We start from the raw sequence: 26,010 nt of genomic DNA, 5'->3' as shown, positions 1-26,010 counted from the left end.
CGTACTGCGCGGGAAGCGGGCCTATGGCCTTTGCTGGACCCTATTGTCAAGCGCTGGATTGGCGAACGGCCCCAGCATAACGACTTGCCGGGACAGGCCAAACCCCATTATTAAAGCACGCATGAGTAATGATGAAGACCGCAAGCGTCGGCTTGCGCAGGCGCTCCGCGAAAACCTGAGAAAGCGCAAAGGGCAGGCGCGTGAAAACGGTACAATGCCTGCCCCCAAAGACGAGCCGAAAGACGGCCTATAACGGCGCGCAGGCAGCATCGAGCCAAGCTGTGATATCGCCTTCTACTTGCGGGCCGACGATTTCCAGAACGCGGGCGTGATAGCTGTTCAGCCAGTCGCGCTCCTCCGGCGACAGCAACTGCGCATCGATGAGCGCCTTGTCGATCGGTGCGAACGTTAGTGTTTCGAAACCCAGCATCGCATGTTCGGCATTGGGGACGTCACGTGGTTCCACCAGCACCAGATTTTCGATGCGAATGCCATATTCGCCTGCCTTATAGTAACCCGGCTCATTCGACAGGATCATGCCCGAGCGCAATGGCTCGTCTGCACCGCCGAATGTCGCAATCCGTTGCGGCCCCTCATGCACCGATAGGAAGCTACCAACGCCATGGCCGGTGCCGTGCGCGTAATCGAAGCCGTGGGCCCAAAGATGCTGCCGCGCGAGGGCATCGAGTTGTCCGCCACTTGTACCGGTCGGGAAGACCGCGCGGGCCAGAGCAATATGCCCTTTAAGAACGAGGGTGAAGCGGGTTCGCATTTCATCGGTGGGCGTACCCACCGCAATCGTGCGCGTTACGTCCGTGGTACCGTCAAGATACTGACCGCCCGAGTCGACCAGATATAAGGAGCCCGGCTGGATCGGCAGGCTGGATGTCTCGTCGACTTTGTAGTGGGGGCTTGCACCATTGGGACCGAAGGCGGAAATGGTGTCGAAAGACAAATCCTTGAGCTTGCCAGTTTCCTCGCGAAACTCTTGAAGCCTTGCCGCTGCAGTCAGTTCGGTAAGTGCACCTTTGGGCGCTTCGACAGACAGCCAGTGCAGATAGCGGCTCAGCGCAGCGCCATCGCGCGCCTGCGCCGCACGGTGGCCGGTGATTTCAGCGTCGTTCTTGATTGCCTTCGCCAGCACTGCAGGATCGCGAAGCGCCAGTATCTTTGCGCCACCCTTGTCCAGCGCGTCGAAAATCGCTGCGACAGCGCGTTCAGGGTCGGCAACGACAGTCTTGCCCGACAGGTCCGCCAATGCATCGGCGAAGTCGGCGCGGCCATGGACGCGCACGGCATTGCCCAGATGCTGGATCACGCTCTCGCCGATCTTTTCGGGTGCGACATAGAGGTCGGCGGTCGAATCGCTATGAACGATGGCATAGGCCAGCGCGACCGGCGTCCGCTCCACGTCAGCGCCACGAATGTTGAAGGCCCAGGCGATCGAGTCGAGCGCGGAGAGCACGACCGCGTCGGCCTTCCGCGTTTCCAGCCAGTCGGCCATGTCCTGCCGCTTGTCGCGCGCGCTCTTGCCTGCATAGATATCGTCGTGCGCGACCAGATGCGCCTTGCTCGGCTCGGGACGGTCGGGCCAGATCGTGTCGACGGGATTGGTGTCCACTGGCACCAGAGTTGCGCCCTTTTCGGCCAAGGCTTCCGCCGCCTGCTTCACCCATGCGCGGGTATGCAGCCAAGGGTCATAGCCTATGCGGCCACCATCGGCGGCATGCTCGCCCAGCCACGCAGCAACGCTGGTTTTCGGGACGCTTTGATACTGCCACAGATTGCCATCGACTTGCTCGCGCACTTGCAGCGTGTAGCGGCCATCGATGAAGATCGCCGCGGCTTCGGGGAGGACCACGGCGCTACCGGCCGATCCCTGAAAACCCGTCAACCAGGACAGGCGCTGCGCATAGGCACCCACATATTCGCTCATATGCTCATCGGTCAGCGGCACGACGAAGCCGTCCAGACGATCCTTCTTCAGTTGTTCGCGCAACGCCGTCAGGCGTGCTTCATAAGTGGACATGCAGAATTTCCCGGTTGTGCGACTTGTATCGTGGGTTACCACCCTAACATAGCCACGCACAGGCAGTTGCGCCAGCGCCGCTGTCAGGACAAAAGGCCCGCATGACAGAAAACACGACGCCTCCAAAGGCACTTACCCGTCCGTACAGCTTTACGACTCATGGCATAACCATCGACGATCCGTGGTCTTGGCTACGCGATCCGGGTTATCCGAAGGTCACGGATGAGGACGTGCTGTCATATCTGAAGGCGGAAACAGCATTTTTTGAAGGTGCGATGACGCCGCACAAGGCGCTGACCGACACGCTGTTTGCCGAGATGAAGGGACGGATCAAGGAAGACGATAGCTCGGTTCCGCAAAAGGATGGCGACTATGTGTACTGGCGCGCATTCGAAAAGGGCGCGCAGTACCGCAAATGGTTTCGTCGTCCTGTGGGCGGTGGCGCGGACCAGTTGATCCTCGATGAGCCTGCGCTGGCGCAGGACCATGAGTATTTCCGGCTGGGTGCGATGTCCGTCTCCCATTGCGGACGCTATCTGGCTTACGCCATCGACACCGATGGATCGGAACGGTTCGAAGCGCGGATCAAGGATCTGTCGACAGACGAGATGCTCCCCGACGTCATTCCCGGCACGCTGTCGTCCCTGGTATGGACGAGCGACAGCAAGGGGTTGCTCTACAGCCTCGCCAATGAAAACTGGCGGACGGACAATGCGCGGCTCCACTGGCTGGGAACGCCTGTCGAAAGCGATGTCGAGTTGTTCCATGAGGATGACGAAGGCTTTCGTGTCAGCATCGGGCTGACCTCATCGGAAAAGTGGATCGTGCTGGCGACGGGCGATCATGTGACGAGCGAAGCCTGGCTGGTGCCCGCCAACGACCCGCTGGCCAAGCCGGTGCTGGTATCGGCGCGGCAGGCAGGGCGCGAATATGATGTCGATGAGCGGGAGGGGACGCTCTACATCCGCACGAACGATACGCATCCCAATTTCCGGCTGGTCAAGGCACCGCTGGCAACGCCCGACCAATGGACCGAAGTTATCGGTGCATCGGAACGCTTTTACCTGACCGATTTCACGCTCTTCAAGAATTTCTACGTCACGGAAGGCCGCGACGACGGTCTCGATCAGATCGAAATTCGCGATTACGATACGCATAGCGCGAAGCGGATCGCTTTCCCTGAAGCCAGCTACTCCGCCAGCCTGGACGACAACCCCGAATATGACGTCAAGGTGCTGCGTCTTGGCTATGAATCGATGGTCACGCCAGACACGATCTATGATTATCACATGGCGGACGACCGGCTGGAAGTCCTGAAGATTCAGGAAATTCCGTCCGGTTACGATGCCTCGCTCTACACGACCGAGCGGCTGATGATCCCGGCGCGTGACGGCACGGACATTCCGGTATCGATCGTCTACCCCAAGGATTTTGCGAAGGACGGCACGGGGCCACTGCATCTGTATGGCTATGGTGCTTATGGCATAGCTATGGAGCCGGGCTTTTCCGCCGGGCGGCTGTCGCTGCTTGACAGGGGCTTTGCCTTTGCCCTCGCGCATATCCGCGGCGGCGACGATCTGGGCCAGCAATGGTATCTGGACGGGAAGCTGGAAAAGCGAACTAACACCTTCAATGATTTCGTGGATGTCGCCAAGGGTCTGATCCAGCGCGACTATACCGCAAAGGGTCGGATCAGCATTTCAGGCGGGTCTGCGGGCGGAGAGCTGATGGGCGCGGTCATCAACAGTGATCCCGATTTATGGGGCGCGGTGGTGGCGCATGTGCCCTTCGTCGATGTGCTGAACACGATGCTGGACGAAAGCCTGCCGCTGACACCGGGCGAATGGCCGGAATGGGGCAACCCCATCGAGGACAAGGCAGCGTTCGAAACGATCCTGTCTTACTGTCCCTATAACAATGTGAAGGCACAGGCTTATCCGCCGCTGCTGGTTACGGCCGGTCTCAACGATCCGCGCGTGACCTATTGGGAGCCGGCAAAGTGGGTGGCGCGGCTGCGCGCGACCAAGACGGACGACAATATCCTATTGCTCAAGGTCAATATGGGCGCTGGGCATGGCGGCAAATCGGGACGCTTCGAAAGTCTGCATGAGTCCGCGGAGGAGTTCGCGTTCATCCTCTGGCAAATGGGCATGACGGACTGAAGCTATGCCGACGCCGTTCGTCACTACCCTGACCGCGCTCCCTGAACATATCGACGAGATGGGGCATGTGAACAACGCGGTCTGGGTGCAGTGGTTGCAGGAGGTCGCCACCCGGCACTGGCAGGCGAAGGCGGACCCTGCGCATGTAGACGCATATGCGTGGGTCGTGAACCGGCACGAGATCGACTATCGCGGCAATGTACAGATGGGCGACACGGTGACTGCGACGACATGGGTCGGCGACAGTCCTCGCGGCGCGCGCTTCGACCGCTTCGTGGAGTTCGCTGGACCCGACGGCAAGGTAAAGGTCAACGCAAAATCGACCTGGGTGATCGTGGACCGTGCCAGTGGCAGGATATTGCGCATCCCGCCGGAGGTGGCTGCGCCGTTTCTGGTGTGAGCGCCCCGTCGGGACCGTCAATCAGCCGACGATAAGTCGGGACACTGTCCGGATCGCTTTGGGATCGGCAATGAACGCCATGTGCGTGCAATCGAATTCCAGCGCCATGTCGCGCTCGCCATCCTGTCCGCGCGCTGACGCAGGGGCAACGACGCCGTCACGAGCCGACCAGCAGGCGATGGTGGTGACGCTGGGCTTTTCCGACAATATGCACTGCACGGGCGGGCGGTCCACCGGATGACCGGCGACACGTTCATACATGCGCCAAGCGTTGTTCGCGCGGGGATCGCCCGAAAAGGGGCTGCCCATGGTGATGACGCGGTTGACGCGGTCGGGCGCGCGCTTGGCATATTCGCGCGCGATCAAGCCGCCAAGACTCCAGCCAATGATGGTGACGGGGCGGTCGGCAGCAATCGTGGCAACGCGCCGGTCGATCGCTTCGAGCATATCAGCACTGACGCCCAAATTACGGCCAAGGCCCCAGCCATGTGCTGCAAATCCAGCTGCGGTCAACGACCGCCGCAACCGCGCGGTGGTATTGTCGGAAGCCATAAATCCGGGCAGCACCAGAACGGGGCGGCCTTCGCCCTGTACGGGAAGGGAGACGGCTCGACCGAACGCTGCGGCCCAACGCATATGGACAAATGCGCGCACTTCGCCCGCCAGCAACGCCTTGGAGGGCGCAGCAACGCCAATGGCGCGAGAATCGGTAAGGGCGATGGCACGGGACATACCACCGATATAGACACGTCGAAGATTTATGAAAGATTTATGACGTGAAGATTGCGTGACGATGACGCAATTAGTTTTGCGGCATGCTCATCGTGGGTCGAGCGGTTGGCGATGTGGCGCCCGGTGTCGCCATATTTTCTGCTGGAACGAGGCGCACCGGCGGACTTTCCAGAATAGCGGCAGTCTCGATCAGATCCAGCGCACGCCTTGCCTCGCGATAGCGACGGGCAATCTGTAGCCAGCGTTCGGCATTGGCCTTACCGGGCAAACGGGCGACTTCCTCCATCGCGGGCGCGACCCGTCCCGCCGACAGAAGGCGCTGAATGCGTGGAATAACGCGCTCGGGCAGGGGTGAAGGAGTCGATGCCTTGCGCACGATGACCATGCCCCGCACTTCGCGCTCCACCGACGTCCACCAACTTGTGCCGGGGGGGCTTGTGCGCAGCGATGGCGCGATATCCTCGAATCCGCCTTGCAAGTCTGTCAGCGTTACCGGTTCGCGCGCGGCATTGATGATGGTGGCGACGGCCCGCGGCTGTGCCTGACCGAAGCGAAGCCGCAATTGTCCCTCAATATACCCCAAAGGTGCGCCGCTATCGAGTGCACGGCGCGCTGCGAAGGCGACCAGCAAGCCCTCTGCGCGGGTCGCGTTGCCCGAAGCAGTTTGCGCCGCGACGGAAACGCGCGCGAGGCGATCCTCCAGTTCGGTCATGCGGGTGGCGAGCACATCCTGACGTTGGGCATCGAGGGGAACGGCAGGGCTCGCGGCGCGCGGATTTGTTCCATTCACCGACGCAACCTGAGCAGATTGCGCGGTAGTGCCCGTGCGCCATGCGACGACTCTGGGGTAGGCAATCATCGCGGCAACGATGCCGCCAATGAAGGCAATAGCGATCAACAGGATCAGCCAGCGTGTATTGCTGCGCCGCCGTTCACGAAAGGCGCGGGGGGCAGGGCCTGCAGCGCCTGCTGCAGAAGCGGTATCGCCCACCATAGTTTCGGGGGTTACATCCGCTGTGCCGAGCGGCAGGGGGCTTTGGCTGTCTTGGCTCATGCCGTTTCCTTATCGACCCAATCAGTCAGGAGCAGGATGGTCATTCGCACAATCCGGCGGCGAGAGCCAGCATTGCATGATCGTTCGGGCTGGGGGCGGCGGACGCACTGGCCCAGCCTTCGCCGCAGTTTGTCTGCGCGGCGGCGCTGATCGCCACGATATGCAGATGCGAACGGCGATCAAGGGGGACGAGATCCGCCAGCCGCCCGCCCGCGCGTGGCGAATGGACCAGCAAAATCATGCCCGGCGTCAGCAATGCAAGCAAATCCTCGGCATTGCCGCGCTCGACCGCCGCATATACGCACGCCGATACGATGCGCAGCCCTTGCGGATCGAATGTGCGAATGTCCCGACCGGAGATGTGGAGTATGTTCCTATGGCCCTGCCGCGCTAGGACCGGGACAAGCTTCTGCACGCCGTCGTCACCGCTTTCGACGGATGCGAAACCGGCGTCACGCGCCGCCTGCGCTGTTGCGCCACCCACGGCAAAGGCCGGCAGATGCGTGTAGCGGGCAAGCTGCGCGCCGCCCAGCCGCGCGCCATTGGCGCTGGTGAACATCACGGCGTCGACCAGATGCGGCTCCGGTCCGGTCCAGGGCAATGGGGCCACCAGAAACAGCGGATAGGATTGCGCGTCGAAGCCCGCTTCGCGCGCTTTGGCGACGGTGCCTTCCGCACCGGGGTCCGGGCGCAGCACCAGCAAGGGGCAAGACAGGATTATGCCGACGCCTCTGGCACGCCATCGAACAGAGCGCGGATCGCGGGCGTGGCTTGGGTCAGCAGCGCGCGGCCCAGATCGGACGCCGCTGACAGGTCGTCGCGGGGAAACAGTGCCGTGTCGGAGACACGCTCGCTGCCATTGCCCGTCAGGATTTCGGCGGTCAGGAAAATGGCGTCGCCTTCGATCCGGGCGAGCGCACCGATCGGCGAATGACAATTGCCGCCTAGCGCCAGCAGCAACGCCCTTTCCGCCAATACGCAATCGAGCGTATCGGCGTCGGAAATCGCCGCGAGCAATGCAATCACTTCTGTATTGGCTGCCAGCGTCTCGATACCCACCGCGCCTTGCGCGGGCGCGGGCATCATGACGTCGATCGGGATCGGGTTGCCAATATCATGCTGGCCCAGACGATCCAGCCCCGCTGCCGCTAGCAGTGTCGCGTCGACTTCGCCAGCCGTAACCTTGGCAAGCCGCGTGGCGACATTGCCGCGAAACAGCGTGGTCGTGATGTCGGGCCGCAACCGGCGCACCTGTGCGGCACGGCGCGGTGAGCTGGTACCCAGCACCGCGCCCTCGCGCAATTCTGCAAGGCTCTCCGCGCCCACCAACTTGTCCCGGACATCGGCGCGTGGCAGCATCGCTGCAATGACGATTTCGGCGGGGCGGACCGTTTCCACGTCCTTCATCGAGTGGACTGCGAAATGGATGTCGCCATCGATCAGCGCCCGGTCCAGTTCCTTGGTCCACAGCGCCTTGCCGCCGATATCGGCCAGTGCGCGATCCTGAATCCGGTCGCCGCTCGTCTTCACCGTGACGATCTCGACTGCCTCCGGCTCCCATCCATGGGTGGCGCACAGCGCGGAAGCGACCATATTGGCCTGTACAACGGCCAGCGGCGATCCGCGTGTGCCTAAGCGAAGAGGGGAAGGGCGTTCGACCATATGTCGCTTCCTTCTATCCAGCACAGGCACTAGAGGGAAGCCCCATGACAATCATCCTTGGCCTTGAATCCAGTTGCGACGAAACGGCGGCCGCGCTGGTCACGCATGACGGGCGGATTTTGGCGCATCGGCTGGCGACGCAGGAGGAGGCGCATCGCCCCTATGGCGGGGTCGTGCCGGAGATTGCCGCGCGCGCACATGTCGAGATGCTGACTCCGCTGGTCGAGGCCGCCTTTGCCGATGCAGGCCTGCAGCTCGCCGATGTCGATGCGATTGCGGCGACGGCGGGGCCGGGCCTGATCGGTGGCGTCATGGTGGGACTGGTGACGGGGAAGGCACTGGCACATGCGGCGGGAAAACCGCTGGTCGCGGTCAATCATCTGGAGGGCCATGCGCTGTCGCCGCGCTTGTCTGATCCGACGCTGCAATTTCCTTACATGCTGCTGCTGGTTTCCGGTGGGCATTGCCAGTTGCTGCTGGTGAAGGGTGTGGGCAATTATGCGCGTCTCGCGACCACCATCGACGATGCAGCGGGTGAAGCGTTCGACAAGACCGCGAAATTGCTGGGGCTGGGTTATCCCGGCGGTCCGGCAGTCGAGGAAGCGGCATCGCGCGGCAATCCCAAGGCCGTACCCTTGCCGCGCCCGTTGCTGGGGACAAGCGAGCCCCATTTCTCCTTTGCAGGGCTGAAAAGCGCAGTCATGCGCGCGGCTCAATCGGGACAGCATACGGTGGAGGATATCGCCGCAAGCTTCCAGCAGGCGGTGATCGACTGTCTGGTGGATCGGGCGCGGCGGCAGCTTGTTGCATACCCTGATGTGACCGCGTTCGTAGTAGCAGGCGGGGTTGCCGCGAATCAGGCGATTCGGGGGGCGCTCGAAACGCTCGCCGCATCGCAAGGATTGCGTTTCGTGGCACCGCCGCTCTGGCTATGTACGGATAACGCCGCGATGATCGCATGGGCAGGGGCGGAGCGCTTTTCGCTGGGGTTGACGGATGCGTTGGATTTCGCCGCGCGTCCACGCTGGCCGCTCGACCCGGACGCACAGGCCGCGCGCGGTGCAGGAGTGAAAGCATGAAGATCGGAGTCATCGGTGCAGGCGCATGGGGCACCGCACTGGCGCAGGTTGCTGCATCGGACGGCGAAGCGGTCCGTCTATGGGCGCTGGAGCCGGAAGTTGTTCTTGCCATCAATGAGAGTCGCGAAAACCCGCTATATCTGCCGAACATTGCGCTCGATACGGGGATACAGGCGACTGGCGACATCGACGACCTGGCTGATTGCGACGCATTGCTGCTCGTCACCCCTGCACAGCATCTGCGCAGTGTGCTGGCGTCGGCCAATGTCGGCAATCGTCCCCTGATCCTCTGCTGCAAGGGCATCGAGGCAGGGACGGGCCTGCTAATGTCGGAAGCGGCGCAAGCGGTGTGTCCCGATGCCCCGGTGGCAGTGCTGTCCGGCCCCACCTTCGCGCATGAAGTGGGGCGCGGATTGCCCACAGCCGTGACGCTGGCGTGCGAAGACAAGCCGCTGGGCGAACGGATCGCGGCGCGCATGAAGCGGCCCGCCTTTCGCCCGTATCTGTCCAACGATGTGATCGGGGCCGAGATCGGCGGAGCGGTGAAGAATGTGCTCGCTATCGGTTGCGGCGTCGCGGATGGTGCAGGGCTGGGCCTCAACGCGCGCGCGGCTCTGATCAGCCGGGGCTTTGCGGAGATGACGCGCTTCGGCCTTGCCCGTGGCGCGCGCGCCGAGACGCTGTCGGGACTGTCCGGCCTGGGGGATCTGGTGCTGACCTGCTCCTCCACCGATTCTCGCAATTTTTCACTAGGTAAAGCGCTGGGTGAAGGGCGGCCCGCCGCCGAACTGCTCGCCAATCGGCGGACGGTGGCGGAAGGTGCATTCACTGCGCCCGTGCTGCGCGAGGTGGCACGCGCTGCGGGCGTGGAAATGCCCATAGTCGAAGCTGTCTGCGCGCTACTGGAAGGCAGCCAGCCGGTGGCGGAGGTCGTGGAAGCGTTGCTTTCGCGTCCCATTCGCACAGAATCGACAGGCCGCTAACCGTTTCGGCGCATCTTATCCTTTCCCGTCTGCGTAATTATCCCATACAGACGGTCGCTGAACGAGAGGGGATTACTGAATTTTGGCCGTACAGGCATCTTCCGGCGCAATGAACGCGGGGCAGGCCAATGCCGCCGCCGATCGCGTGCGCAGCGATGAGGAAGATATTGCCGCTCTCGCCAAAGGGGGGCGGACCAACATCTTCGGCTTCCTGCTGCGTTTGGCAGCGCGCTTGCCGTTCCTGTTCATCGCCGGACGGCTCTATGGCGCGGAGGTGCTGGGCCGCTTTGCCTATGCGATACTGGTCGTCGAGTTTGCCGCACAGCTTGCTACTCTTGGGCTGAAACGTGGGCTTGCCGGCGAACTCAGCCGGACGGAACGACCCCATGGGCATGTCGTCACCGAAGCGATGTTGGTGACGGTACTGGCGTCGCTGGCCGCCGCCGGACTGCTCATCCTGTTTCCGCAGGCGATGTTCCCCAACAGTGGCATCAACGGTCTCGACCGGTTGCTGCCGCTGATCATCATCGCAGTGGCGGGATCGGATATCGCCTTGGCGGCCTGCGCCTATCGCTTCGATATTGCAGCAACCGTGCGCGCGCGATCGATCATAGAGCCTTGGGCGATCAGTATCGGCGCCTTCGGTTTCTATTTCTATTCGGTGCGGGACGGGCTGATCCTGTCTTATGTGCTGTCGATGGTGCTGGCCCTGATCGCCTCTCTGGTGCCGATGATCCGGCATTATGGCTTGCCGCGCGGCTGGCGTCCGCAATGGGACAGCATGGGGAAGTTGACGCGCCACAATCTGCCCCTTGCTGCCGCCGATGCCGTGGAATGGGGATCGCGCAGGCTCGATCTGGCGATTCTGGGTCTGTTTGCTGCGCCGTATGTCGTCGGAATCTATTATGTGGCGCAACAGGTCGCTTCTTTGCCGCAAAAGCTGAAAACCAGCTTCGATCCCATTCTGGGTCCAGTGATCACCCGCAATCTGGCGGAGAACAATTTGCCCGCCATCGCGCGGCAGGTGAGTCAGGTCGGCTTCTGGATCATCGCCGCACAAGCAGGAATTGCCTTGGCGCTCGGCATTCCCGGTGAGGCGGTGATGGGTCTGGTCGGGCCGAACTTCGTGGGTGGCACAGGCGCGCTGGCCTTCCTGCTCACGGCCGAAGTGGTGGCGGCGACTGCGGTGGTCAGCGAATCGGCGCTTGTTTACATGGCGCGCCACCGCAATCTGATGATCTCTCTGGGCATGATCGCGGTGCAGGCGGGGTTGAGCTTCATTCTCATCATCGCCGCGCGTCGGTTGCAGCTTGGTCCGATGGTGATCGCTGCCGCGCCTGCACTGGCGCTGACCATAGCGCTTGGGCTGGGTTCGCTGGTCAAGGCGAAGCTGCTCTCGCGGTTGTTGGATGCGCCGGTAAATGCATGGCGCTGGGCGTTGCTTTGGGCGGCGCTGGTGGCGGCGCTGGCGGGTGCGGCGTTCGTCGCGCTGCCACATAGTCTCGAATGGGTCGAGCTGGTGTTCGGCGTGCCGGTGGTGATGGGCGTCTATGCGCTGGTGATCTGGCAACGCGGTTTCGGGCCGGAAGACCGGGCCTTGTTCCGAAAATCTGCGACGTAATCACACCACCGTCATTCCCGCCGCTGCAGGAATGACGGTGGTGCGGAATATTATCCCAGGTTCTGCGCGCGCAGAATCTTCAGGTCCGCTTCCGGTCGTGCGCCATAATGCGAAATGACTTCCGCCGCAGCGAGTGCGCCCAGCTTCAGGCTGTCTTCCACCGAAATGCCCTCGACATAGCCGGTGAGGAATCCCGCCGCGAACAAATCGCCTGCACCCGTAGTGTCGACGATCTGCGCTACCGGCGCTGCCGCCGTTTCGGACCGCACGCCATCGACGATCGCAATCGCACCCTTTTCGCTGCGGGTGCAGACCAACACCGGCACCTTTGGCGCTATCGCAGCAACGGCGGCCTCAAAATCGGGCAATTCGGTCAACGTGCCGATCTCATCTTCGTTCGAAAACAGGATGTCGATGAGCCCTTCGTCGATCAGCGCCATGAAATCGTCGCGATGGCGGGAAATGACGAAATCCGCCGAAAGCGTGAAGGCAACCTTGCGCCCTGCTTCCTTGGCATAGCCGATGGCGGTACGCATTGCGGCGCGTGGCTCTTCAGGATCCCACAGATAGCCTTCGAGATACAGGATCTGCGCATCCTGAATGCTTGCCTTGTCCAGCGCCTGAGCGGGCAGGAACTGCGACGCGCCAAGGAATGTGTTCATCGTGCGCTGGGCGTCGGGCGTCACCATGATCAGGCAGCGCGCCGTCGGCGGTTCTTCGGTACGAACGGGCGTGTCGAACGCGATCCCCAGTGCACGGATGTCATGCGCGAACACATCGCCCAATTGATCGTCACGCACCTGCCCGATGAACGCGCAGGATTTGCCGAGCGCCGCCATGCCGGCCAGCGTATTCGCCGCCGATCCGCCGCTGATTTCCACCGCCGCGCCCATCGCATCGTACAACAATTCGGCCATGTCGGCATCGACCAACTGCATCGCGCCCTTGGTGAGGGCATGGGTGGCAAGGAAAGCGTCGTCGGCGCGCGCGATGACGTCGACGATGGCGTTGCCGATGGCGATCACATCATATTTGGCGGGGGTTTGCGTCACAGTATATCCTGATCCTGAAAGAAGCGGTTGCCCGGCGTCGTAGTGAAGTCCCGGCGCGAGCGCAACGTGCGGACGGATTGACGCTGCGATGCGCCACGCCGATAACCGGGCAATGATCGTATCCGCCGCCCTGCGGGCCTTGCCGCAAATCTTCCATCCGGCCGCGCGCATCGTGCTGGTAAAGTCGCTGGGGCTGACGCTGCTGTTGTTCGCTGTTTTCGGCGTCGGCCTTTGGTGGGCGTTGCATGCATTCTTCGCATGGATGGGATGGGGCGGCGCAGGCGGCGGAGTGGTTGAGGCTGCCGCCGCTACGCTGATCGCTTTGGCCACCGCGTGGCTGCTGTTCCGCGCCGTGGCGATTGCCGTGCTTGGCCTCTTTGGCGACGCCGTCGTCGAGGCGGTGGAAGGTGAAAGCTATCCCCTGGCTGCGGCACGGGCAAAGCCGGTGTCGACGGCACGCGGGGTGCGGCTGGCACTACGGTCCGTGGCGCGGACGATAGGATGGAACCTTGTCGCGCTGCCTTTCTACATTGCGCTGCTGGTGACGGGCGTGGGTACGGTTCTGCTCCTGCTTGCGGTCAACGCCTATCTCCTCGGGCGTGACCTTGCCGATATGGTGGAAGCGCGTCATCCCGATCTTGCACCCATTCCTAAACCCGCGCGGATGGCGATGGGCTTCGTTTCGGCGCTTCTGTTCCTGGTGCCCGTCGCGAACCTGCTTGCGCCGATCTGGAGCGCGGCTATGGCCGTCCACGTCCTGCATGGCCGCAAAGGAAAAGCCGATGGCTGAACGCATTATCGTGACCGGTCTCATGGTGCTGGCATTGTCTGCGTGCGGCGCAGTGCCTGCCTCCACACCGCCACCGCCCATGGCAAACAATGCCGGTCAAATGGCGAGCGCCTATGGCAAGGCGCGCGCGCTCATGGGGATGGATGCCAAACGGCTGATCCAGATGTTCGGCCAACCGCGCCTCGACATTCGCGATCCGAATGTGCGGAAATTGCAATTCGCAAACGGTCGCTGCGTTCTCGATGCCTATCTATATGGAAGCGCCAAGGGCAAAGAGCCCGTGGTGACCTATGCCGATAGCCGCCTGCCCAATGGCAACGACATCGATCCGACCGCCTGTGCCGGGATGCTGGGTGCAAAATAGTCGGACTTCCCCGACCGGTTGATATATTTTTAATGGAAAAACAGTATGTTTGTAGGCCTTGTAAGGGCTAAGCATGCACATGGAAACCATATCCCCCTCACCACTAATCCACAGTTGGCCACTGTTTGAACGGAATCAGCGGTTCGAACTTGGCTGCCATTTTGACTGGGACCAGGGCACAGCTATCGATTTTTCCCTGAGCAAGGACCGGCTGGCCGAACATGGGCTGGGCGTGTGGGATTGCGACCTTCGCGATGACAGTTTGAGCTGGTCGGCGGGTGTCTATGATCTCTTCGGTTTGCCCAGAGGCGCCTCCGTCGACCGGCCCACAGCGAAGGCTTTATATCGGGAACCGTCTCGTGCCGCGATGGAGCGGCTCCGGGCCTATGCGTTGAAACATCGCCGGGGCTTTACCCTGGACGTAGAGATTTCGCCCGCCAATGGCGGCCTTCGCTGGATCAGGCTCGCCGCAGCCCCGCTTTGCGTCGATCGTATGCCTATACGCCTGCGCGGCTTCAAACGGGACGTCACGCACGAATATGTCTGACGGCAGGGCGGTGTCAGCGGTGGCTTTGGTTTTGCAGCTGCCCGACCGCCCAATCGACGGCATCCACCACGACGGGATCGGCATCGTTTCGCAATTCCGCCAATAGCGGCAGCAACGTCATATCCCCGCTGTTTCCCGCCGCAATCGCCGCATTGCGCACCATCCGGTTTCGCCCGATGCGCTTGATCGGGGATCCGGAGAACACTTCCCGAAACCCCGCATCGTCGAGCGCCAGCAACTCGCGCAATTCGGGAGCCGCTAGTTCAGCGCGCCCTACAAAAGCGCGATGCGTCGCCGCCGTCTGCGCGAACTTGTTCCACGGACACACGGCAAGGCAATCGTCGCAGCCATAGATGCGGTTGCCCAACGCGCGCCGGAATTCCTCCGGAATCGGCCCTTTGTGCTCGATCGTGAGATAAGAAATGCAGCGCCGCGCATCCACACGATAGGGTGCAGGAAACGCATCCGTAGGGCATGCGGTCTGGCATGCGGTGCAGGAACCGCAATGGTCCCGTCCCGGCGCGTCAGGGGCGAGGTCCAGCGTGGTATAGATCGCGCCCAGGAACAGCCATGATCCATGCGACTGGCTGACGAGATTGCTGTGTTTCCCCTGCCAGCCCAATCCCGCCGCTTCGGCCAGTGCCTTTTCCATGACCGGTGCAGTGTCCACGAAGACCTTCAACTGGCAATCCGCGATATCGACCAGCCATCGCGCAAGGGCCTTCAGTGCCTTCTTCACGACATCGTGATAATCCTGGCCCTGCGCATATACCGAGATACGGCCCCTGTCGCCGACCCCTTCCAGCGCCAGCGGATCGCGGGCCGGGGCGTAACTCATGCCTAGCATGATGACCGACTGCACATCCGGCCATAGCCCTTGGGGGGAGCCGCGTTGCGCAGCGCGTTCCTCCATCCACAGCATGTCGCCATGGCATCCGTCTGCAATCCACTGATTGAGTCGCTCGGCGGCCATCGGCGCAGCATCGGCGCGCGCAATGGCGCAGGCGGCAAAGCCTAAAGCGGTCGCGGCGTCTTTCACCCGCTGTTCGAGAGGAAGTGGTTGTGTTGTCATGGAGCGTGGCTATCGTCGGTCGGATGAATGGTCTTTCCGATCCTGTCCCCTATGCCGTCGAGGGGCATGGACTTGTCAAGCGTTTCGGTGATTTCTGCGCCGTGGACGGTATCGACATCGCGGTGCCCGCCGGGACCATCTATGGCGTGCTCGGCCCCAATGGCGCGGGCAAGACGACGTTGCTGCGGATGTTGCTCGGCATCATCGATCCTGATGCGGGACGCCGCAGCTTGCTGGGTGCCAGCGAACCGCTCAAGCAGGCGCGGTCTATCGGCTATCTGCCGGAGGAGCGGGGGCTGTATCCGTCGATGAAGGCAGTCGATGCCATCGCCTTTATGGGAGCGCTGCGCGGCTTGTCCTTACGTGAGGGGCGACAGCGTGGGCGGGAGTTGATGGAGGGGCATGGCCTGAGCGACGCCGCCGACAAACCGGTCCGCGCCTTGTCCAAGGGGATGGCGCAGACGGTGCAATTGCTGGGTACCATCGTTCACCGGCCGCGTCTGATCGTTCTGGATGAGCCATTCTCCGGTCTGGACGCGATCAATCAGGAAAAGCTGGAGGCGCTGATCCGCGCACAGGCCGACGATGGCGTGACGATCCTGTTTTCCACGCATGTCATCGCTCATGCCGAAAGGCTGTGCGAACGCATCGCCATCGTCGCGGGTGGGCGCATCCGGTTCGAAGGATCGGTCAGCGACGCCCGCAGTCGGCTGCGTCCGCAGGTGAGACTGGAAACCCGGCGCAGCGACGGAGCATGGCGAACGGCGTTCCCTGCCGACGCGCTGAGGCAGAACAACATTTGGACCTTCGATTTGCCGGATAGCGGAGTAGAGCCTTTGCTGAAGGCGCTGATGGACGGCGACGCAGGGATCGAAAGCCTTTCGATAGAGCGCCCCGGCCTGCACGATGCCTTCGTCGCGATTGCCGGAGCGGATGCTGCCAAGGACATGGGCCCGCACACCATTGGGGAAGACGCATGAAGGAAGTCCTGCGCGCCGCCTTCGTAGTCGCGCGGCGCGACTTTACCGCGCTGATCTTTTCCAAAGCCTTCATCTTTTTCCTGATCGGGCCATTGTTCCCGGTCGTGGTGGGGGTGATGGCCGGTGGTATGGGCCAGCGCATTGCCGAGGATAGCCTGCGCCCCACCGTCGGCGTCGTTCTGGCAGCGGCAGAGACGCAGGCGTTGCAGCGCGCGCATAAATCGCTCGCCAAACAACTGGGCGATCGCGCGATTGCGCAGCTTATGCCTTATCCGGCGGGCAGCGACCCGCGCGCCTTGCTGGCGAACAAGGATCAGAAAATCATCGCCGTGTTGTCCGGATCGCTGGAACGGCCCGTGCTAACGGGCAAGCGCGGCGATGTGCGCAGCCTTAAGGGCGACCTGTCGCTGCTCATCGGGATAACACGGGCAGGAACCGCATTGCCCGACACCCGCATCGCGACCCAGATCGTTGCCGACAGCAGCGGATCGCAGCAGCAGGGACGCCTGCTTACCGGACAGGCCGCGCAAGTACTGCTGTTCATGCTTACCATGTTTCTGGCCGGGATGGTCCTGTCGAACATGGTCGAGGAAAAGACCAACAAGATCATCGAAATACTGGCCGCAGCGATCCCTGTGGATGCGATTTTTCTAGGAAAGCTGCTGGCGATGCTGGCGATGTCGTTCGTCGGGATCGCCGTCTGGTCGACCGGCGCGGTCGTGGGCTATGCCTTGCTGCGGGGTGGCGCTTTTCCGATGCCGTCGCCCGCGGTGGGCTGGCCGATGTTCCTGACCCTGGGTGTCGTCTATTTCGCGACGGCTTATACCTTGCTCGGGTCGCTCTTCATCGGCATCGGCGCGCAAGCCTCCACAGTGCGCGAGGTGCAGACCATTTCCATGCCGATCACCATGAGCCAGGTGCTGGTCTTCTTCTTCGCCAGCTACACCGTGAATCGCATGGGAGAAGCGCCGGAGCTGATCGCTGCAGCGTTCCCTTTCAGCTCACCCTTCGCGATGATTGCGCGTGCGGCGCAGTCCGATGCGTTGCTCCCGCATCTGGCGGCAATCGTATGGCAGCTTCTTTGGGTTGCGCTCATCATCCGCATCGGCGTGCGGCTGTTCCGGCGCAATGTACTGAAATCCGGCGCAGGAGAAAAACGCCGCGGACTTTTTTCGCGTCTGAATGTATCCTTCAGGCGTTCTCGTACGTAGCTGCTGTAATGTTGTTCTGGGAGTAACCCGATGTACGATACCGCTCTTCTATCGCGCCGTGCTTTGCTCGGAGGCGCAGGTGTCGCCGTGGTGGCGATTGCCGCGACCATGATGCCCGGGGCAGAGGACGGCGCGCAGGCGGCCAAATATCCCGTGAGCATGACTCCCGCGCAGTGGAAAAAGAAGCTGTCGCCCCAGCAATATGCTATCCTGCGCGAAGCATCGACGGAGCGGCCTTTCACCAGTCCGCTCAACAAGGAGCATCGCACCGGAACATTTATCTGTGCCGGATGCGACCAGAAACTGTTCTCGTCGAAGACCAAATTCGATAGCGGCACGGGTTGGCCCAGCTTTTGGCAACCGCTGCCAAAGGCGATAGGGACCAGCACCGACACGATGCTCGGCTATTCCCGCACCGAAGTGCATTGTGCTCGGTGCGGCGGGCATCTGGGTCATGTGTTCGACGATGGACCGAAGCCGACCGGCCTGCGCTATTGCATGAATGGCGCGGCGATGAAGTTCGTTGCCGCTTAACGCGCGGCGGGCGTAACCACGCGATAGACACGGATCGTTTCGCTCGGTGGCATCGGCACGCGCTGCAGCCAATCGGGTATCCGTCCGGCTTTCAGATCGGCCATGAAGCCATGCGGGGCGCGCTCGACATAATTATCGATCTCGTCCCCGACCTCACAATAGACGAGGTAACGGACCTTGTGCTGCATCACGATACGCTCCGCGAGCGAAGGCCTGCCCATAAATGTGAGCAGGACGTCGCGAATACCCACATTGTTGCGATGATGGCTCGTCGCCACCACGCTATGCGGCGTGAAGGCCAGCAGGTTCGGCCCGACATCTAGAGGCGCCATTATCGTACCGCGCGGCAAAGCGGCGAGACCGACAAGATGCGCCTTACTCGTGCAACCGAGTGCAGCTTTGCTTGAAGAAGTTGAAGATTCTGCATTCTGTGTGGTCACATCCTTATCGCTGACCAATAGAGCAAGAATGGCCGCCAACCCCAGTGGCGTTATCCCACACAGGGCGACAGTCGCCATTATTCGTCCTGGGGCCGTGCGCAGGCTCTGTGCCTTGGGGAGCAACAGTACGATCAGCGTCGCAATGCCGGGCAGCGCCATCAGATAGGACACCGAAAGCGCCCGCATCACCATCAGCGATACGGCATAGGCTCCACCGGAAAGCAGCAGCATCGTCAGCCATGCAAAGCGTTGATCGCCCTGCGTTCGCCTAATCGAAATGAGCATGCCGATCATGCCTACCAAGGGTGGCAGGATGACGATCCCTATCATCAGCGGCGTCTGTTCCCAGACAGGGCGTCCTTCCGCAACGTTGAGATACCAGTATTTATAGACGATAGGGTCCAGCGCCTCGAACGGTCCTCCGCGACATACGTCCCCGACACTCAAATAGACCGCCGCGCCAACGCAGGCAGCGATCGCAGATATGAGCGCGCGCCGGCTCAAATTTTGCGTGCCAATTATCCGGTGCAGGAGGGGCAGGGCGATGGCGGCGGCGATCATCGGCAGCAGGTACACCGGCGAAATCGCATCGCAGTACAATCTGGTCGCTTCGGGCCACCCGCGTGTTCCCAGCAGGAAGACGGCCGATGCCGCCGCAAGCGTGACAGCGTAGGTCCACAGCCTGTCCCATGTCGCTGCATCGCGCAAAAAGGCCAAGGCAAATACCCCGCCGAACACTACTGCGTAAGGTAGTCCCTCGCTGGAAACATGCATCCAGAACGCGGCAGCGAGACCCGTAACGATCCCGCTCCGGCGAAGTTGGGTGTCGAATGTTGCCCACAATGCCACGGCGGCCATCAGAATCTGCCAGCTATGATGATCGATGCGCATTGGCAGGAACTGGATCACGATCGGTATGGATAGAGCGATCAGCGCTGACGCCGCAATGGCCGTCACCGTATCGCTCAGGCGGCGCACCGCCAGCCCGACCGTGAGGCATAGCGCGCCGGTCAGCAGCAATGGAACGATGGCCATAGCCAGTCGATCCGCCATCACTGCACCGAAAAGCGGTCGGAACAGGAGAATAAGGGCCGCAATCGGCAAGTCCACCAGCCGCGACCAATGCATCGGCCCGCCTATGGGCGGATTGATCCGGTGCTGGCTGACGTCGAACCAGTTTTGTCCGTTCAGAAAATCGCGTACTTCGACATAGCGCAATGCATCGTCGGGATCGCGAAAGCCGAATGTGGCGATCGCGTGCCAGCCAAAGCCGACCATCAGGCTGCAAAGCAGCAGGGTGACGATAGCAACCGCCGGCAACAGCCGCCAATGGGAAGCTGACGGCAAGCGAACGTCCGCACGGGTCATCAGGCGAATACTATCGTCTTGCGTAGAAGGTACGTGACGTGGAAGCTGACGGCTATGGCCGCAATCTTGGCGAGGCGCGGATCCAGCCCCATTGCATGGCCCACGCCCACAATTGCAGTCGTGAGCCCAAGCCCTACCAGTGCGGACCCGACGAACAGCGCGCGTTGCCGATGCCGAGTCGTCGCATAGCCAACCGTGGTGAACACTGCGCGGCTCGATAATATCCAGTGTACCGCAATGCCGCAGACATAGCCGATGGCCGATGCTGCCGCAGGCTCCATGCCGCCCGACAGCAGGCCCATGAAAATCGCAACATCGGTTGCCAGTGCCGCTACGCTTGCGACGATATAGCGTGTGTAGGTCAGTTGCACACACATGGCGAGCCAGCGGCCAAGCATCGGGGTCATGCCGCCCGGTTGGACTTCGCATCGTCGATGCGGCTGGGGACGAGGCGTTCGCTGGCGAGTGCCGCGCGTTCGCCTTCGTCGCCCGCTTCATGATATTCTGCGTCTTCGTTCACGCCCCAGATGTCGTAGACGCGAGCGCCCGCTTCGATATTGCGGACCGTCAGCATCGCGGTCATCATCGCGTGATCCTGATTATTATAGCGGTGCATGCCGTTACGCCCGACCATGTGGAGCGTTGGATATTTCGCCTCCAGTTCGGTACGCATCGCCAATACATTGTCGGCATAAGCGTCGTCATAGACCGGATAGGCCTTTTCCTGCCGTACCACAGCGCCGCCCACGACATCCTCGGCTTTACAAAGGCCCAGTATCGCCATTTCATTTTTGGCGAGCGCGATGAGATCGCCATCGGTGGACGACCAAAGCCCGTCACCTTCAAAACAGAAATACTCCAGGCCGACACAGGCGATGCTCTCATCCGGCACCATTTCGGGCGACCAGCTACGAAAATTCTGGACGCGCCCGACCTTCACCTTGCTGTCGTGGATGTAGATCCAGTTGTCGGGGAACAGGTCTTCCGATTGAATCATCAGCGCAACGGTGAGGAAGTCGCGATATTTGAGATCGACCGCTTCGCTTATCGTGGCCGGGATCGGATGGATACGGCTGGCCAGTTCGCGCATCGGCGCGGAGCTGATCACATGCGCGGCATCGATCGTCACATTGCCGCCTTCCGCCGTCGTCGCCGCAACGCGCCAGCGGCCCGTCACCTGATCCTGCGCCAGTTGCTTGAGCGCATGGCCCATCAAAACCTGATTGCCACTGCTCACCACCTTGTCGCGTGCGGCTTCCCACATCATGCCGGGGCCAAGGCGCGGATAGCGGAATGTTTCTAGCAGAGTCTTGGTTGCCATGCCGTCGTTGGGGCGTTTGTTCAGGCCTAGACTGCGTTTCAGCCCGTCCAGCACGGCGGCACCAAGGCTCAGCCCTTTGATCCGTTGCGCCGCCCAGTCCGCCGACATTTCATCGCACGGCATGCCCCACACTTTCTCCGTGTAGGTCTTGAAGAAGATCGAGAAAAGCTTGTGACCGAACTGATTGACGGTCCAGTCCTGAAAGGAGCGGACATTGCGATTCGGGAAAAGCTGTGCCTTGACGAAACTCGCCATGCACAGCGTGGAACGGATAAGCCCAAGATTCCACAACGCTTCGAACGCACGCAGCGGATAGCTGTAGAACTTGCCTTCGTAGTAGATGCGGCTCATGCGCGGCCGCTGGATGAAATCGTCCGGCAGAATCTCGTTCCACAGGTCGACGACTTCCTTGGACTTGGAAAAGAACCGATGGCCGCCAATGTCGAAGCGAAATCCTTCATGCTCGACAGTCCGACTGATGCCGCCGACATAATGCGGGTCTTTTTCGATGACCGTAACGCTGTATCCCTTCTGGGTGAGAAGGTACGCCGCCGTCAGGCCGGCGGGGCCCGCGCCGATAATCGCGACATCCACGCTTTTGTCTGCGCGCAACATACAGGTTCATCCCCAGAATTGGTCTGGCGTCTGGAGTGAACGAAATGCTCTAAGGAATGGTTAACAGGATGTTTCGAAAGACGCCCGCCCGGTACAGCAATGCACCGGGCCGGGGTCCATGCGTCAGCTTGCGCGAACGGCCGTGACGAGTGCGTCCAGTTCGGCATGAGCGCCGCTGATCGCCGGTTCGTAACAGCGAAGGAAATCGCGCTTTTCATACAGTTTCTTGGCGCTGGCGTTGTCGCACACCTGCTCGGCTGCGTGACGGATCCGCGTCTGCGCGCGACCGACATTGGGATCCTGGCGCAGATCGAGATCGGCCATCGAAATGGTGACGGTCTGCATTGTGTCGCCATAAGTACCTGACACCACCACGCCGCGATCTGTCACATTCGCCGTCGCTATTCCGGCGGGTATCACAAGCGCAGCCGCAGCCACGGCTTTCCATGTTCTCTCCAGCATATCCTCATCCTTATAATTATGCGTTCAAACGTCCGTCGTTGCAGGCGTCGGCACATAAAATAGGCCTCTAAAGCCAAGGATTAAAGGGCAATTCGTCGCTGCGGTGCAGCGTGTCAGTGGCGGAAATGGCGCATCCCGGTAAAGACCATCGCCAGACCGGCTTCGTTCGCTGCGGCAATGACGTCGTCGTCGCGGATTGAGCCGCCCGGCTGGATCACCGCCGTTGCGCCCGCTTCGACCGCCGCCAGCAGCCCATCGGCAAACGGGAAGAATGCGTCAGATGCGACCGCCGATCCGATGGTGCGCGGCGTATTCCAGCCCGCCTTTTCCGCTGCATCCTTGGCCTTCCACGCAGCGATCCGTGCGGATTCCAGCCGGTTCATCTGTCCCGCGCCGATGCCAGCGGTGCTGCCACCCTTGGCATAGACGATAGCGTTGGATTTTACATGCTTTGCAACCGTCCAGGCGAACAGGCAGTCGGTTAGTTCCTGCTCGGTCGGCTGGCGCTCGGTCACGACTTTCAGCATTTCGCGCGTCACCCGCCCATTGTCGCGGCTCTGGAACAATATGCCGCCCGCGATGCTCTTCATCGCCAACCCAGTGCGCGCGGGATCGGGCAGATCGCCGGTCAACAGCAGGCGCAGGTTCTTCTTGCGCGCAAAAATTTCCTTGGCTGCATCGTCGGCAGACGGAGCCACCACCACTTCGGTGAAGATGCCGCTGATCGCCTCGGCGGTCGCGCCATCCAGCGGACGGTTGAGCGCGATGATGCCGCCAAAAGCCGACACGCTGTCGCAGGCCAAGGCCGCTTCATAGGCTTCGATCAGCGTCTCGCCGCTCGCCACGCCGCAGGGATTGGCATGCTTCACAATCACCACGGTCGGCGGTCCGTCGCGAAATTCGCTGACCAGTTCCAGCGCAGCGTCGGCATCGTTGTAATTATTGTACGACAGTTCCTTGCCCTGCACTTGCACGGCCTGCGCGATTCCCTTCGCGCCAGGACCGGTGGGCAAATACAGCGCCGCAGACTGATGCGGGTTCTCGCCATAGCGCAGTGTAGTCGACAGGGTGCTGGCGACCGAAAGGCTCTGCGGGAACATCGTCCCCTGATCGGCAAAGGCAAACCAGCTTGCGATCATGCTGTCATAAGCGGCGGTTGCGGCATACGCCTTGGCGGCCAGCAGACGACGGAAATCATAGCTGGTCGCGCCGCTCTTTTCCGACATTTCGGCGATCAGCCGCGCATAGTCAGTGGGATCGGTAACAATGGCGACGCTTTCGTGGTTCTTCGCGGCGGATCGCACCATCGACGGACCACCGATGTCGATATTCTCGATAATGTCCTCACGCGATGCGCCCTTGGCGACTGTCGCGGCGAAGGGGTAGAGGTTCACAACCACCAGATCGATGGCGCCGATGCCATGCGCGTCCATCGCGGCGACATGCTCTGGATTGTCGCGCACCGCCAGCAGGCCGCCATGCACGATGGGATGCAGCGTTTTCACCCGGCCATCCATCATTTCGGGAAAGCCCGTCAGGTCGCTGATGTCCATCACGGTCAGACCCGCGTCGCGCAGCGCTTTGGCCGTGCCACCCGTCGACACCAGTTCCACGCCATGCGCAGCAAGCGCCGCGCCAAGTTCCGCGAGGCCCGTCTTGTCGGATACGGACAGGAGAGCGCGCTTGATGGTGATGTCGGTCATGTGCTGGTCTGATTCCTATGGGCCGGTGCGTGTCGCAGCCCCCATAGTTTCGTTTGTCGGAAAATTACAGCCCTTAGCCGACGCGCTTCAGCAACCATCCGGTACTGGTGCCGCCCGGCTGCGCTTCGCCCGTCACGACAAGCTGTTGGCAGGCATGGGGACGCCCGTCGCCATCGATCCACAGGCTGTCCTCGACCGACAGCGTACCGCTGCCCGTGCGGAACTGCCATAAGGCGCCAAGGTCGATGCGCAACAGCGCACCTTGCGCGTCCACCGTCACCGTGGGCTCGACGCCGGGGGCCAGATGAAAGCGCAGGACAAACGGCGTGGCGACCGGCTTGCGGCGACGCTCGGCGGGGAGCAGCATGTCCTCACCGCGGATTTCGCGCCCGTCCGCACTCAACATCAGCAACCGGCGATGCACATAGCCGATGCGGCGGACATAACCGTCATGGCTCAGCTCCAGCCGACTGCCGGCTTCCAGTTCCTGCCGGTTCAGCTCGACTTCGGTGACGCCTTTGCCCAGTGTTCCGTCCGCAAGTATGGCGGTAGAGTTGCTGTCCGCCAGTACCAAGGTGCTGTGCGCCGCGGTGGTGCGCAGCCCTTGCGCCAGATCGTCGGTGATCGCTGCGCCGTTAAGCGCCGCGCCACCGCAGTTGACGATAAGCCGATGTGGCCCATCGCTCAATTCGATGGCACCCGTCGACGCGCATCCTGCGTCAGCCAGCCGCGATATCGGCGGGGGTGCCGCATCGACGAGCAGCACTGTATTTCCTGCGACGAGGCGCTGATAGCCCCAATCGCGCGCCTGCCGCAGCGGGCGCGTACGAACGCCCGTGGCTGCAACGACCGCGACGACCTGCGCCTGATCGGTCGCTCCGGACCCCTGCCAGCTTCCAAGGCCGCCATCGCCATGCGTGATCCCCAGCAGCGCCGGCACCGCACGGTTCAGGCCTTCGGTCATGAAACGCGGCATTTCTTCGCGGCGGACATCATAGACCGCGCGCACCATCGCGAGCAGCATTACGCCATCGAGTTGCGCCAGCGGGGATCGCGAAATCGTTCCGCCGTCCGGATAGAATGCCGTGTCGATGGCACGGCGCAGGCCCGCCTCGCCGAACAGCTTGCGCGGACCGCCACCCGGCAACAGCATCGACGCCGCCACGACGCCGCCCCAGGCCACCAGCCGATGCAGACCCACAGGCGCCTTTTCGGCGCCCTGATCCAGATGCCGCGCGGTGCGCGCAATGCAATTGAGCACCAGAGACCGATAAACCAGATCGCTGGACGACAGGATCAGCGGCGCTTGGCTGGTCCAGAACAGCAACCGCCAGGCCGCATTATCCGCGCGCCACGCCGGTTCGCTTGGCTTTTCGGCATGGGCTTCGAGCCATCGGCGCAGGATCGCTTCGGCAATTGGCGCGCCCTGTTCGCGCGTGGTGACGGTTGACAGGTCACGCAGCCAGCGGAAGCTGTGGATATAGTCCTGAAACGCGGGTGGCAGGTCCAGCGCAGCGAAATCGATGGTGTCGATCGGCTGCTTCAGACCGCGGAACAGGAAATAGCCCGCGCGCAATGCCTGTCCTGCACGGACGTCGCCCGGAATGCTGTCATCGGGCACCGCCAGCAGCTTGAGCGGAAACTTGCCCTTAAGCCGTACCGCATGGAGTGGTGTGCGCCATGTCAGGCGATAGAAACTGTGCGCGATCCGATCCGTAAGAGATAGCCCCCTGTCACCCGACACGCGGATGAGGCGCTTGCCTTCCTCGATCTCCGCCGCTTCGGGCAGATCTGGGAGCGCGCGCTCGGCTGCGGGTTTGGCCCGGATT

General features: G+C 62.0%; 24 protein-coding genes. 11 read left to right on the top strand and 13 right to left on the bottom strand.

The features are described from left to right. Positions 1-247: 247 nt before the first annotated feature. Entirely contained in the window at positions 248-2,029 is a 1,782-nt protein-coding gene (locus LQ220_RS00400; RefSeq protein WP_230186319.1) for an aminopeptidase P family protein, read from the bottom strand. 101 nt (positions 2,030-2,130) lie between these two features. On the opposite strand from LQ220_RS00400, the gene LQ220_RS00395 reads away from it, so the two are divergent. Together LQ220_RS00395 and LQ220_RS00390 are read left to right on the top strand one after the other, a co-directional pair. Further along, on the top strand, positions 2,131-4,191 hold the full coding sequence (locus LQ220_RS00395; protein ID WP_230186318.1) for a S9 family peptidase: 2,061 nt from the start codon (positions 2,131-2,133) through the stop codon (positions 4,189-4,191). A 4-nt stretch (positions 4,192-4,195) separates the two neighbouring features. Further along, a complete protein-coding gene (locus tag LQ220_RS00390) occupies positions 4,196-4,591 on the top strand; it encodes an acyl-CoA thioesterase (protein WP_230186317.1) in 396 nt (131 codons plus the stop codon). 21 nt (positions 4,592-4,612) lie between these two features. On the opposite strand, the gene LQ220_RS00385 is transcribed toward LQ220_RS00390, so the two are convergent. The 4 genes from LQ220_RS00385 to hemC form a co-directional block, all read right to left on the bottom strand. Continuing rightward, a complete protein-coding gene (locus tag LQ220_RS00385; protein ID WP_230186316.1) occupies positions 4,613-5,323 on the bottom strand; it encodes an alpha/beta hydrolase in 711 nt (236 codons plus the stop codon). Between the two features lie 70 nt (positions 5,324-5,393). Then, a complete protein-coding gene (locus tag LQ220_RS00380; protein ID WP_230186315.1) occupies positions 5,394-6,377 on the bottom strand; it encodes a hypothetical protein in 984 nt (327 codons plus the stop codon). A 40-nt stretch (positions 6,378-6,417) separates the two neighbouring features. Then, on the bottom strand, positions 6,418-7,074 hold the full coding sequence (locus tag LQ220_RS00375; protein ID WP_230187205.1) for a uroporphyrinogen-III synthase: 657 nt from the start codon (positions 7,072-7,074) through the stop codon (positions 6,418-6,420). 20 nt (positions 7,075-7,094) lie between these two features. After that, positions 7,095-8,039 (bottom strand): hydroxymethylbilane synthase, encoded by a 945-nt coding sequence (gene hemC, locus LQ220_RS00370; protein WP_230186314.1) that lies wholly within the window; start codon positions 8,037-8,039, stop codon positions 7,095-7,097. 44 nt (positions 8,040-8,083) lie between these two features. On the opposite strand from hemC, the gene tsaD reads away from it, so the two are divergent. From tsaD to LQ220_RS00355, 3 genes are all read left to right on the top strand, one after another. Then, a complete protein-coding gene (tsaD, locus tag LQ220_RS00365; RefSeq protein WP_230186313.1) occupies positions 8,084-9,118 on the top strand; it encodes a tRNA (adenosine(37)-N6)-threonylcarbamoyltransferase complex transferase subunit TsaD in 1,035 nt (344 codons plus the stop codon). Beyond that, complete coding sequence (locus LQ220_RS00360) at positions 9,115-10,101, top strand: NAD(P)H-dependent glycerol-3-phosphate dehydrogenase (protein ID WP_230186312.1); 987 nt, start codon at positions 9,115-9,117, stop codon at positions 10,099-10,101. The genes tsaD and LQ220_RS00360 overlap by 4 nt, the downstream gene beginning before the upstream one ends. A 109-nt stretch (positions 10,102-10,210) precedes the next feature. Then, a complete protein-coding gene (locus tag LQ220_RS00355; RefSeq protein WP_230187204.1) occupies positions 10,211-11,722 on the top strand; it encodes a lipopolysaccharide biosynthesis protein in 1,512 nt (503 codons plus the stop codon). Between the two features lie 50 nt (positions 11,723-11,772). On the opposite strand, the gene LQ220_RS00350 is transcribed toward LQ220_RS00355, so the two are convergent. Beyond that, positions 11,773-12,774 carry an adenosine kinase gene (locus LQ220_RS00350; protein WP_230186311.1) on the bottom strand — a complete coding sequence of 334 codons (1,002 nt, stop codon included), beginning with the start codon at positions 12,772-12,774 and terminating at the stop codon, positions 11,773-11,775. 112 nt (positions 12,775-12,886) lie between these two features. Here LQ220_RS00350 and LQ220_RS00345 point away from each other — a divergent pair, with 112 nt between their 5' ends. The 3 genes from LQ220_RS00345 to LQ220_RS00335 all read left to right on the top strand — a co-directional run bounded on the left by LQ220_RS00345 (position 12,887) and on the right by LQ220_RS00335 (position 14,475). Further along, positions 12,887-13,564 carry an EI24 domain-containing protein gene (locus tag LQ220_RS00345; RefSeq protein WP_230187203.1) on the top strand — a complete coding sequence of 226 codons (678 nt, stop codon included), beginning with the start codon at positions 12,887-12,889 and terminating at the stop codon, positions 13,562-13,564. Then, the gene (locus LQ220_RS00340) at positions 13,557-13,928 is read left to right on the top strand and encodes a hypothetical protein (RefSeq protein ID WP_230186310.1); all 372 of its coding nucleotides are present in this window, start codon (positions 13,557-13,559) and stop codon (positions 13,926-13,928) included. The genes LQ220_RS00345 and LQ220_RS00340 overlap by 8 nt, the downstream gene beginning before the upstream one ends. A 79-nt stretch (positions 13,929-14,007) precedes the next feature. Further along, positions 14,008-14,475: a hypothetical protein gene (locus LQ220_RS00335; RefSeq protein WP_230186309.1), complete on the top strand. Its 468-nt coding sequence runs from the start codon at positions 14,008-14,010 to the stop codon at positions 14,473-14,475. A gap of 13 nt (positions 14,476-14,488) precedes the next feature. On the opposite strand, the gene queG is transcribed toward LQ220_RS00335, so the two are convergent. After that, a complete protein-coding gene (gene queG / locus LQ220_RS00330) occupies positions 14,489-15,547 on the bottom strand; it encodes a tRNA epoxyqueuosine(34) reductase QueG (RefSeq protein WP_230186308.1) in 1,059 nt (352 codons plus the stop codon). 23 nt (positions 15,548-15,570) lie between these two features. On the opposite strand from queG, the gene LQ220_RS00325 reads away from it, so the two are divergent. The 3 genes from LQ220_RS00325 to msrB all read left to right on the top strand — a co-directional run bounded on the left by LQ220_RS00325 (position 15,571) and on the right by msrB (position 18,272). Further along, positions 15,571-16,527 (top strand): ATP-binding cassette domain-containing protein, encoded by a 957-nt coding sequence (locus LQ220_RS00325; protein ID WP_230187202.1) that lies wholly within the window; start codon positions 15,571-15,573, stop codon positions 16,525-16,527. After that, entirely contained in the window at positions 16,524-17,738 is a 1,215-nt protein-coding gene (locus LQ220_RS00320) for an ABC transporter permease (RefSeq protein ID WP_230186307.1), read from the top strand. Before LQ220_RS00325 ends, LQ220_RS00320 begins: the two co-directional genes overlap by 4 nt. Before the next feature lie 108 nt (positions 17,739-17,846). Further along, a complete protein-coding gene (msrB, locus tag LQ220_RS00315; protein WP_230187201.1) occupies positions 17,847-18,272 on the top strand; it encodes a peptide-methionine (R)-S-oxide reductase MsrB in 426 nt (141 codons plus the stop codon). On the opposite strand, the gene LQ220_RS00310 is transcribed toward msrB, so the two are convergent. The 6 genes from LQ220_RS00310 to LQ220_RS00285 all read right to left on the bottom strand — a co-directional run bounded on the left by LQ220_RS00310 (position 18,269) and on the right by LQ220_RS00285 (position 26,009). Beyond that, positions 18,269-20,080, bottom strand: coding sequence for a hypothetical protein (locus LQ220_RS00310; protein ID WP_230186306.1), 1,812 nt, complete (start codon positions 20,078-20,080; stop codon positions 18,269-18,271). The two genes, msrB and LQ220_RS00310, sit on opposite strands and share 4 nt — an antisense overlap. Beyond that, positions 20,080-20,487 carry a GtrA family protein gene (locus tag LQ220_RS00305; RefSeq protein ID WP_230186305.1) on the bottom strand — a complete coding sequence of 136 codons (408 nt, stop codon included), beginning with the start codon at positions 20,485-20,487 and terminating at the stop codon, positions 20,080-20,082. The genes LQ220_RS00310 and LQ220_RS00305 overlap by 1 nt, the downstream gene beginning before the upstream one ends. After that, the gene (locus LQ220_RS00300) at positions 20,484-22,016 is read right to left on the bottom strand and encodes an NAD(P)/FAD-dependent oxidoreductase (RefSeq protein WP_230186304.1); all 1,533 of its coding nucleotides are present in this window, start codon (positions 22,014-22,016) and stop codon (positions 20,484-20,486) included. The genes LQ220_RS00305 and LQ220_RS00300 overlap by 4 nt, the downstream gene beginning before the upstream one ends. A gap of 123 nt (positions 22,017-22,139) precedes the next feature. After that, complete coding sequence (locus LQ220_RS00295) at positions 22,140-22,478, bottom strand: UrcA family protein (protein ID WP_230186303.1); 339 nt, start codon at positions 22,476-22,478, stop codon at positions 22,140-22,142. 113 nt (positions 22,479-22,591) lie between these two features. Next, positions 22,592-24,181 (bottom strand): bifunctional phosphoribosylaminoimidazolecarboxamide formyltransferase/IMP cyclohydrolase, encoded by a 1,590-nt coding sequence (purH, locus tag LQ220_RS00290; RefSeq protein ID WP_230186302.1) that lies wholly within the window; start codon positions 24,179-24,181, stop codon positions 22,592-22,594. Positions 24,182-24,254: 73 nt separating this feature from the next. Next, positions 24,255-26,009 (bottom strand): heparinase II/III family protein, encoded by a 1,755-nt coding sequence (locus tag LQ220_RS00285; RefSeq protein WP_230187200.1) that lies wholly within the window; start codon positions 26,007-26,009, stop codon positions 24,255-24,257. Position 26,010 lies beyond the last annotated feature (1 nt).

Source organism: Sphingobium sp. CECT 9361 (assembly GCF_918741285.1).
In the GTDB taxonomy this organism is placed as follows: domain Bacteria; phylum Pseudomonadota; class Alphaproteobacteria; order Sphingomonadales; family Sphingomonadaceae; genus Sphingobium.
Note: the sequence above shows the minus strand (reverse complement) of the source record. Positions and strands in the feature narration are given on the sequence as shown.

Coding starts and splice junctions, on each gene's coding strand:
- LQ220_RS00335 (WP_230186309.1), top strand. CDS start 14,008: ATGGAAACCATATCCCCCTCACCACTAATCCACAGTTGGCCACTGTTT.
- LQ220_RS00390 (WP_230186317.1), top strand. CDS start 4,196: ATGCCGACGCCGTTCGTCACTACCCTGACCGCGCTCCCTGAACATATC.
- LQ220_RS00340 (WP_230186310.1), top strand. CDS start 13,557: ATGGCTGAACGCATTATCGTGACCGGTCTCATGGTGCTGGCATTGTCT.
- msrB (WP_230187201.1), top strand. CDS start 17,847: ATGATGCCCGGGGCAGAGGACGGCGCGCAGGCGGCCAAATATCCCGTG.
- LQ220_RS00385 (WP_230186316.1), bottom strand. CDS start 5,323: ATGTCCCGTGCCATCGCCCTTACCGATTCTCGCGCCATTGGCGTTGCT.
- LQ220_RS00325 (WP_230187202.1), top strand. CDS start 15,571: ATGAATGGTCTTTCCGATCCTGTCCCCTATGCCGTCGAGGGGCATGGA.
- LQ220_RS00310 (WP_230186306.1), bottom strand. CDS start 20,080: ATGACCCGTGCGGACGTTCGCTTGCCGTCAGCTTCCCATTGGCGGCTG.
- LQ220_RS00355 (WP_230187204.1), top strand. CDS start 10,211: ATGAACGCGGGGCAGGCCAATGCCGCCGCCGATCGCGTGCGCAGCGAT.
- LQ220_RS00400 (WP_230186319.1), bottom strand. CDS start 2,029: ATGTCCACTTATGAAGCACGCCTGACGGCGTTGCGCGAACAACTGAAG.
- LQ220_RS00395 (WP_230186318.1), top strand. CDS start 2,131: ATGACAGAAAACACGACGCCTCCAAAGGCACTTACCCGTCCGTACAGC.
- LQ220_RS00295 (WP_230186303.1), bottom strand. CDS start 22,478: ATGCTGGAGAGAACATGGAAAGCCGTGGCTGCGGCTGCGCTTGTGATA.
- hemC (WP_230186314.1), bottom strand. CDS start 8,039: ATGGTCGAACGCCCTTCCCCTCTTCGCTTAGGCACACGCGGATCGCCG.
- LQ220_RS00320 (WP_230186307.1), top strand. CDS start 16,524: ATGAAGGAAGTCCTGCGCGCCGCCTTCGTAGTCGCGCGGCGCGACTTT.
- queG (WP_230186308.1), bottom strand. CDS start 15,547: ATGACAACACAACCACTTCCTCTCGAACAGCGGGTGAAAGACGCCGCG.
- LQ220_RS00345 (WP_230187203.1), top strand. CDS start 12,887: ATGATCGTATCCGCCGCCCTGCGGGCCTTGCCGCAAATCTTCCATCCG.
- purH (WP_230186302.1), bottom strand. CDS start 24,181: ATGACCGACATCACCATCAAGCGCGCTCTCCTGTCCGTATCCGACAAG.
- LQ220_RS00360 (WP_230186312.1), top strand. CDS start 9,115: ATGAAGATCGGAGTCATCGGTGCAGGCGCATGGGGCACCGCACTGGCG.
- LQ220_RS00305 (WP_230186305.1), bottom strand. CDS start 20,487: ATGACCCCGATGCTTGGCCGCTGGCTCGCCATGTGTGTGCAACTGACC.
- LQ220_RS00380 (WP_230186315.1), bottom strand. CDS start 6,377: ATGAGCCAAGACAGCCAAAGCCCCCTGCCGCTCGGCACAGCGGATGTA.
- tsaD (WP_230186313.1), top strand. CDS start 8,084: ATGACAATCATCCTTGGCCTTGAATCCAGTTGCGACGAAACGGCGGCC.
- LQ220_RS00300 (WP_230186304.1), bottom strand. CDS start 22,016: ATGTTGCGCGCAGACAAAAGCGTGGATGTCGCGATTATCGGCGCGGGC.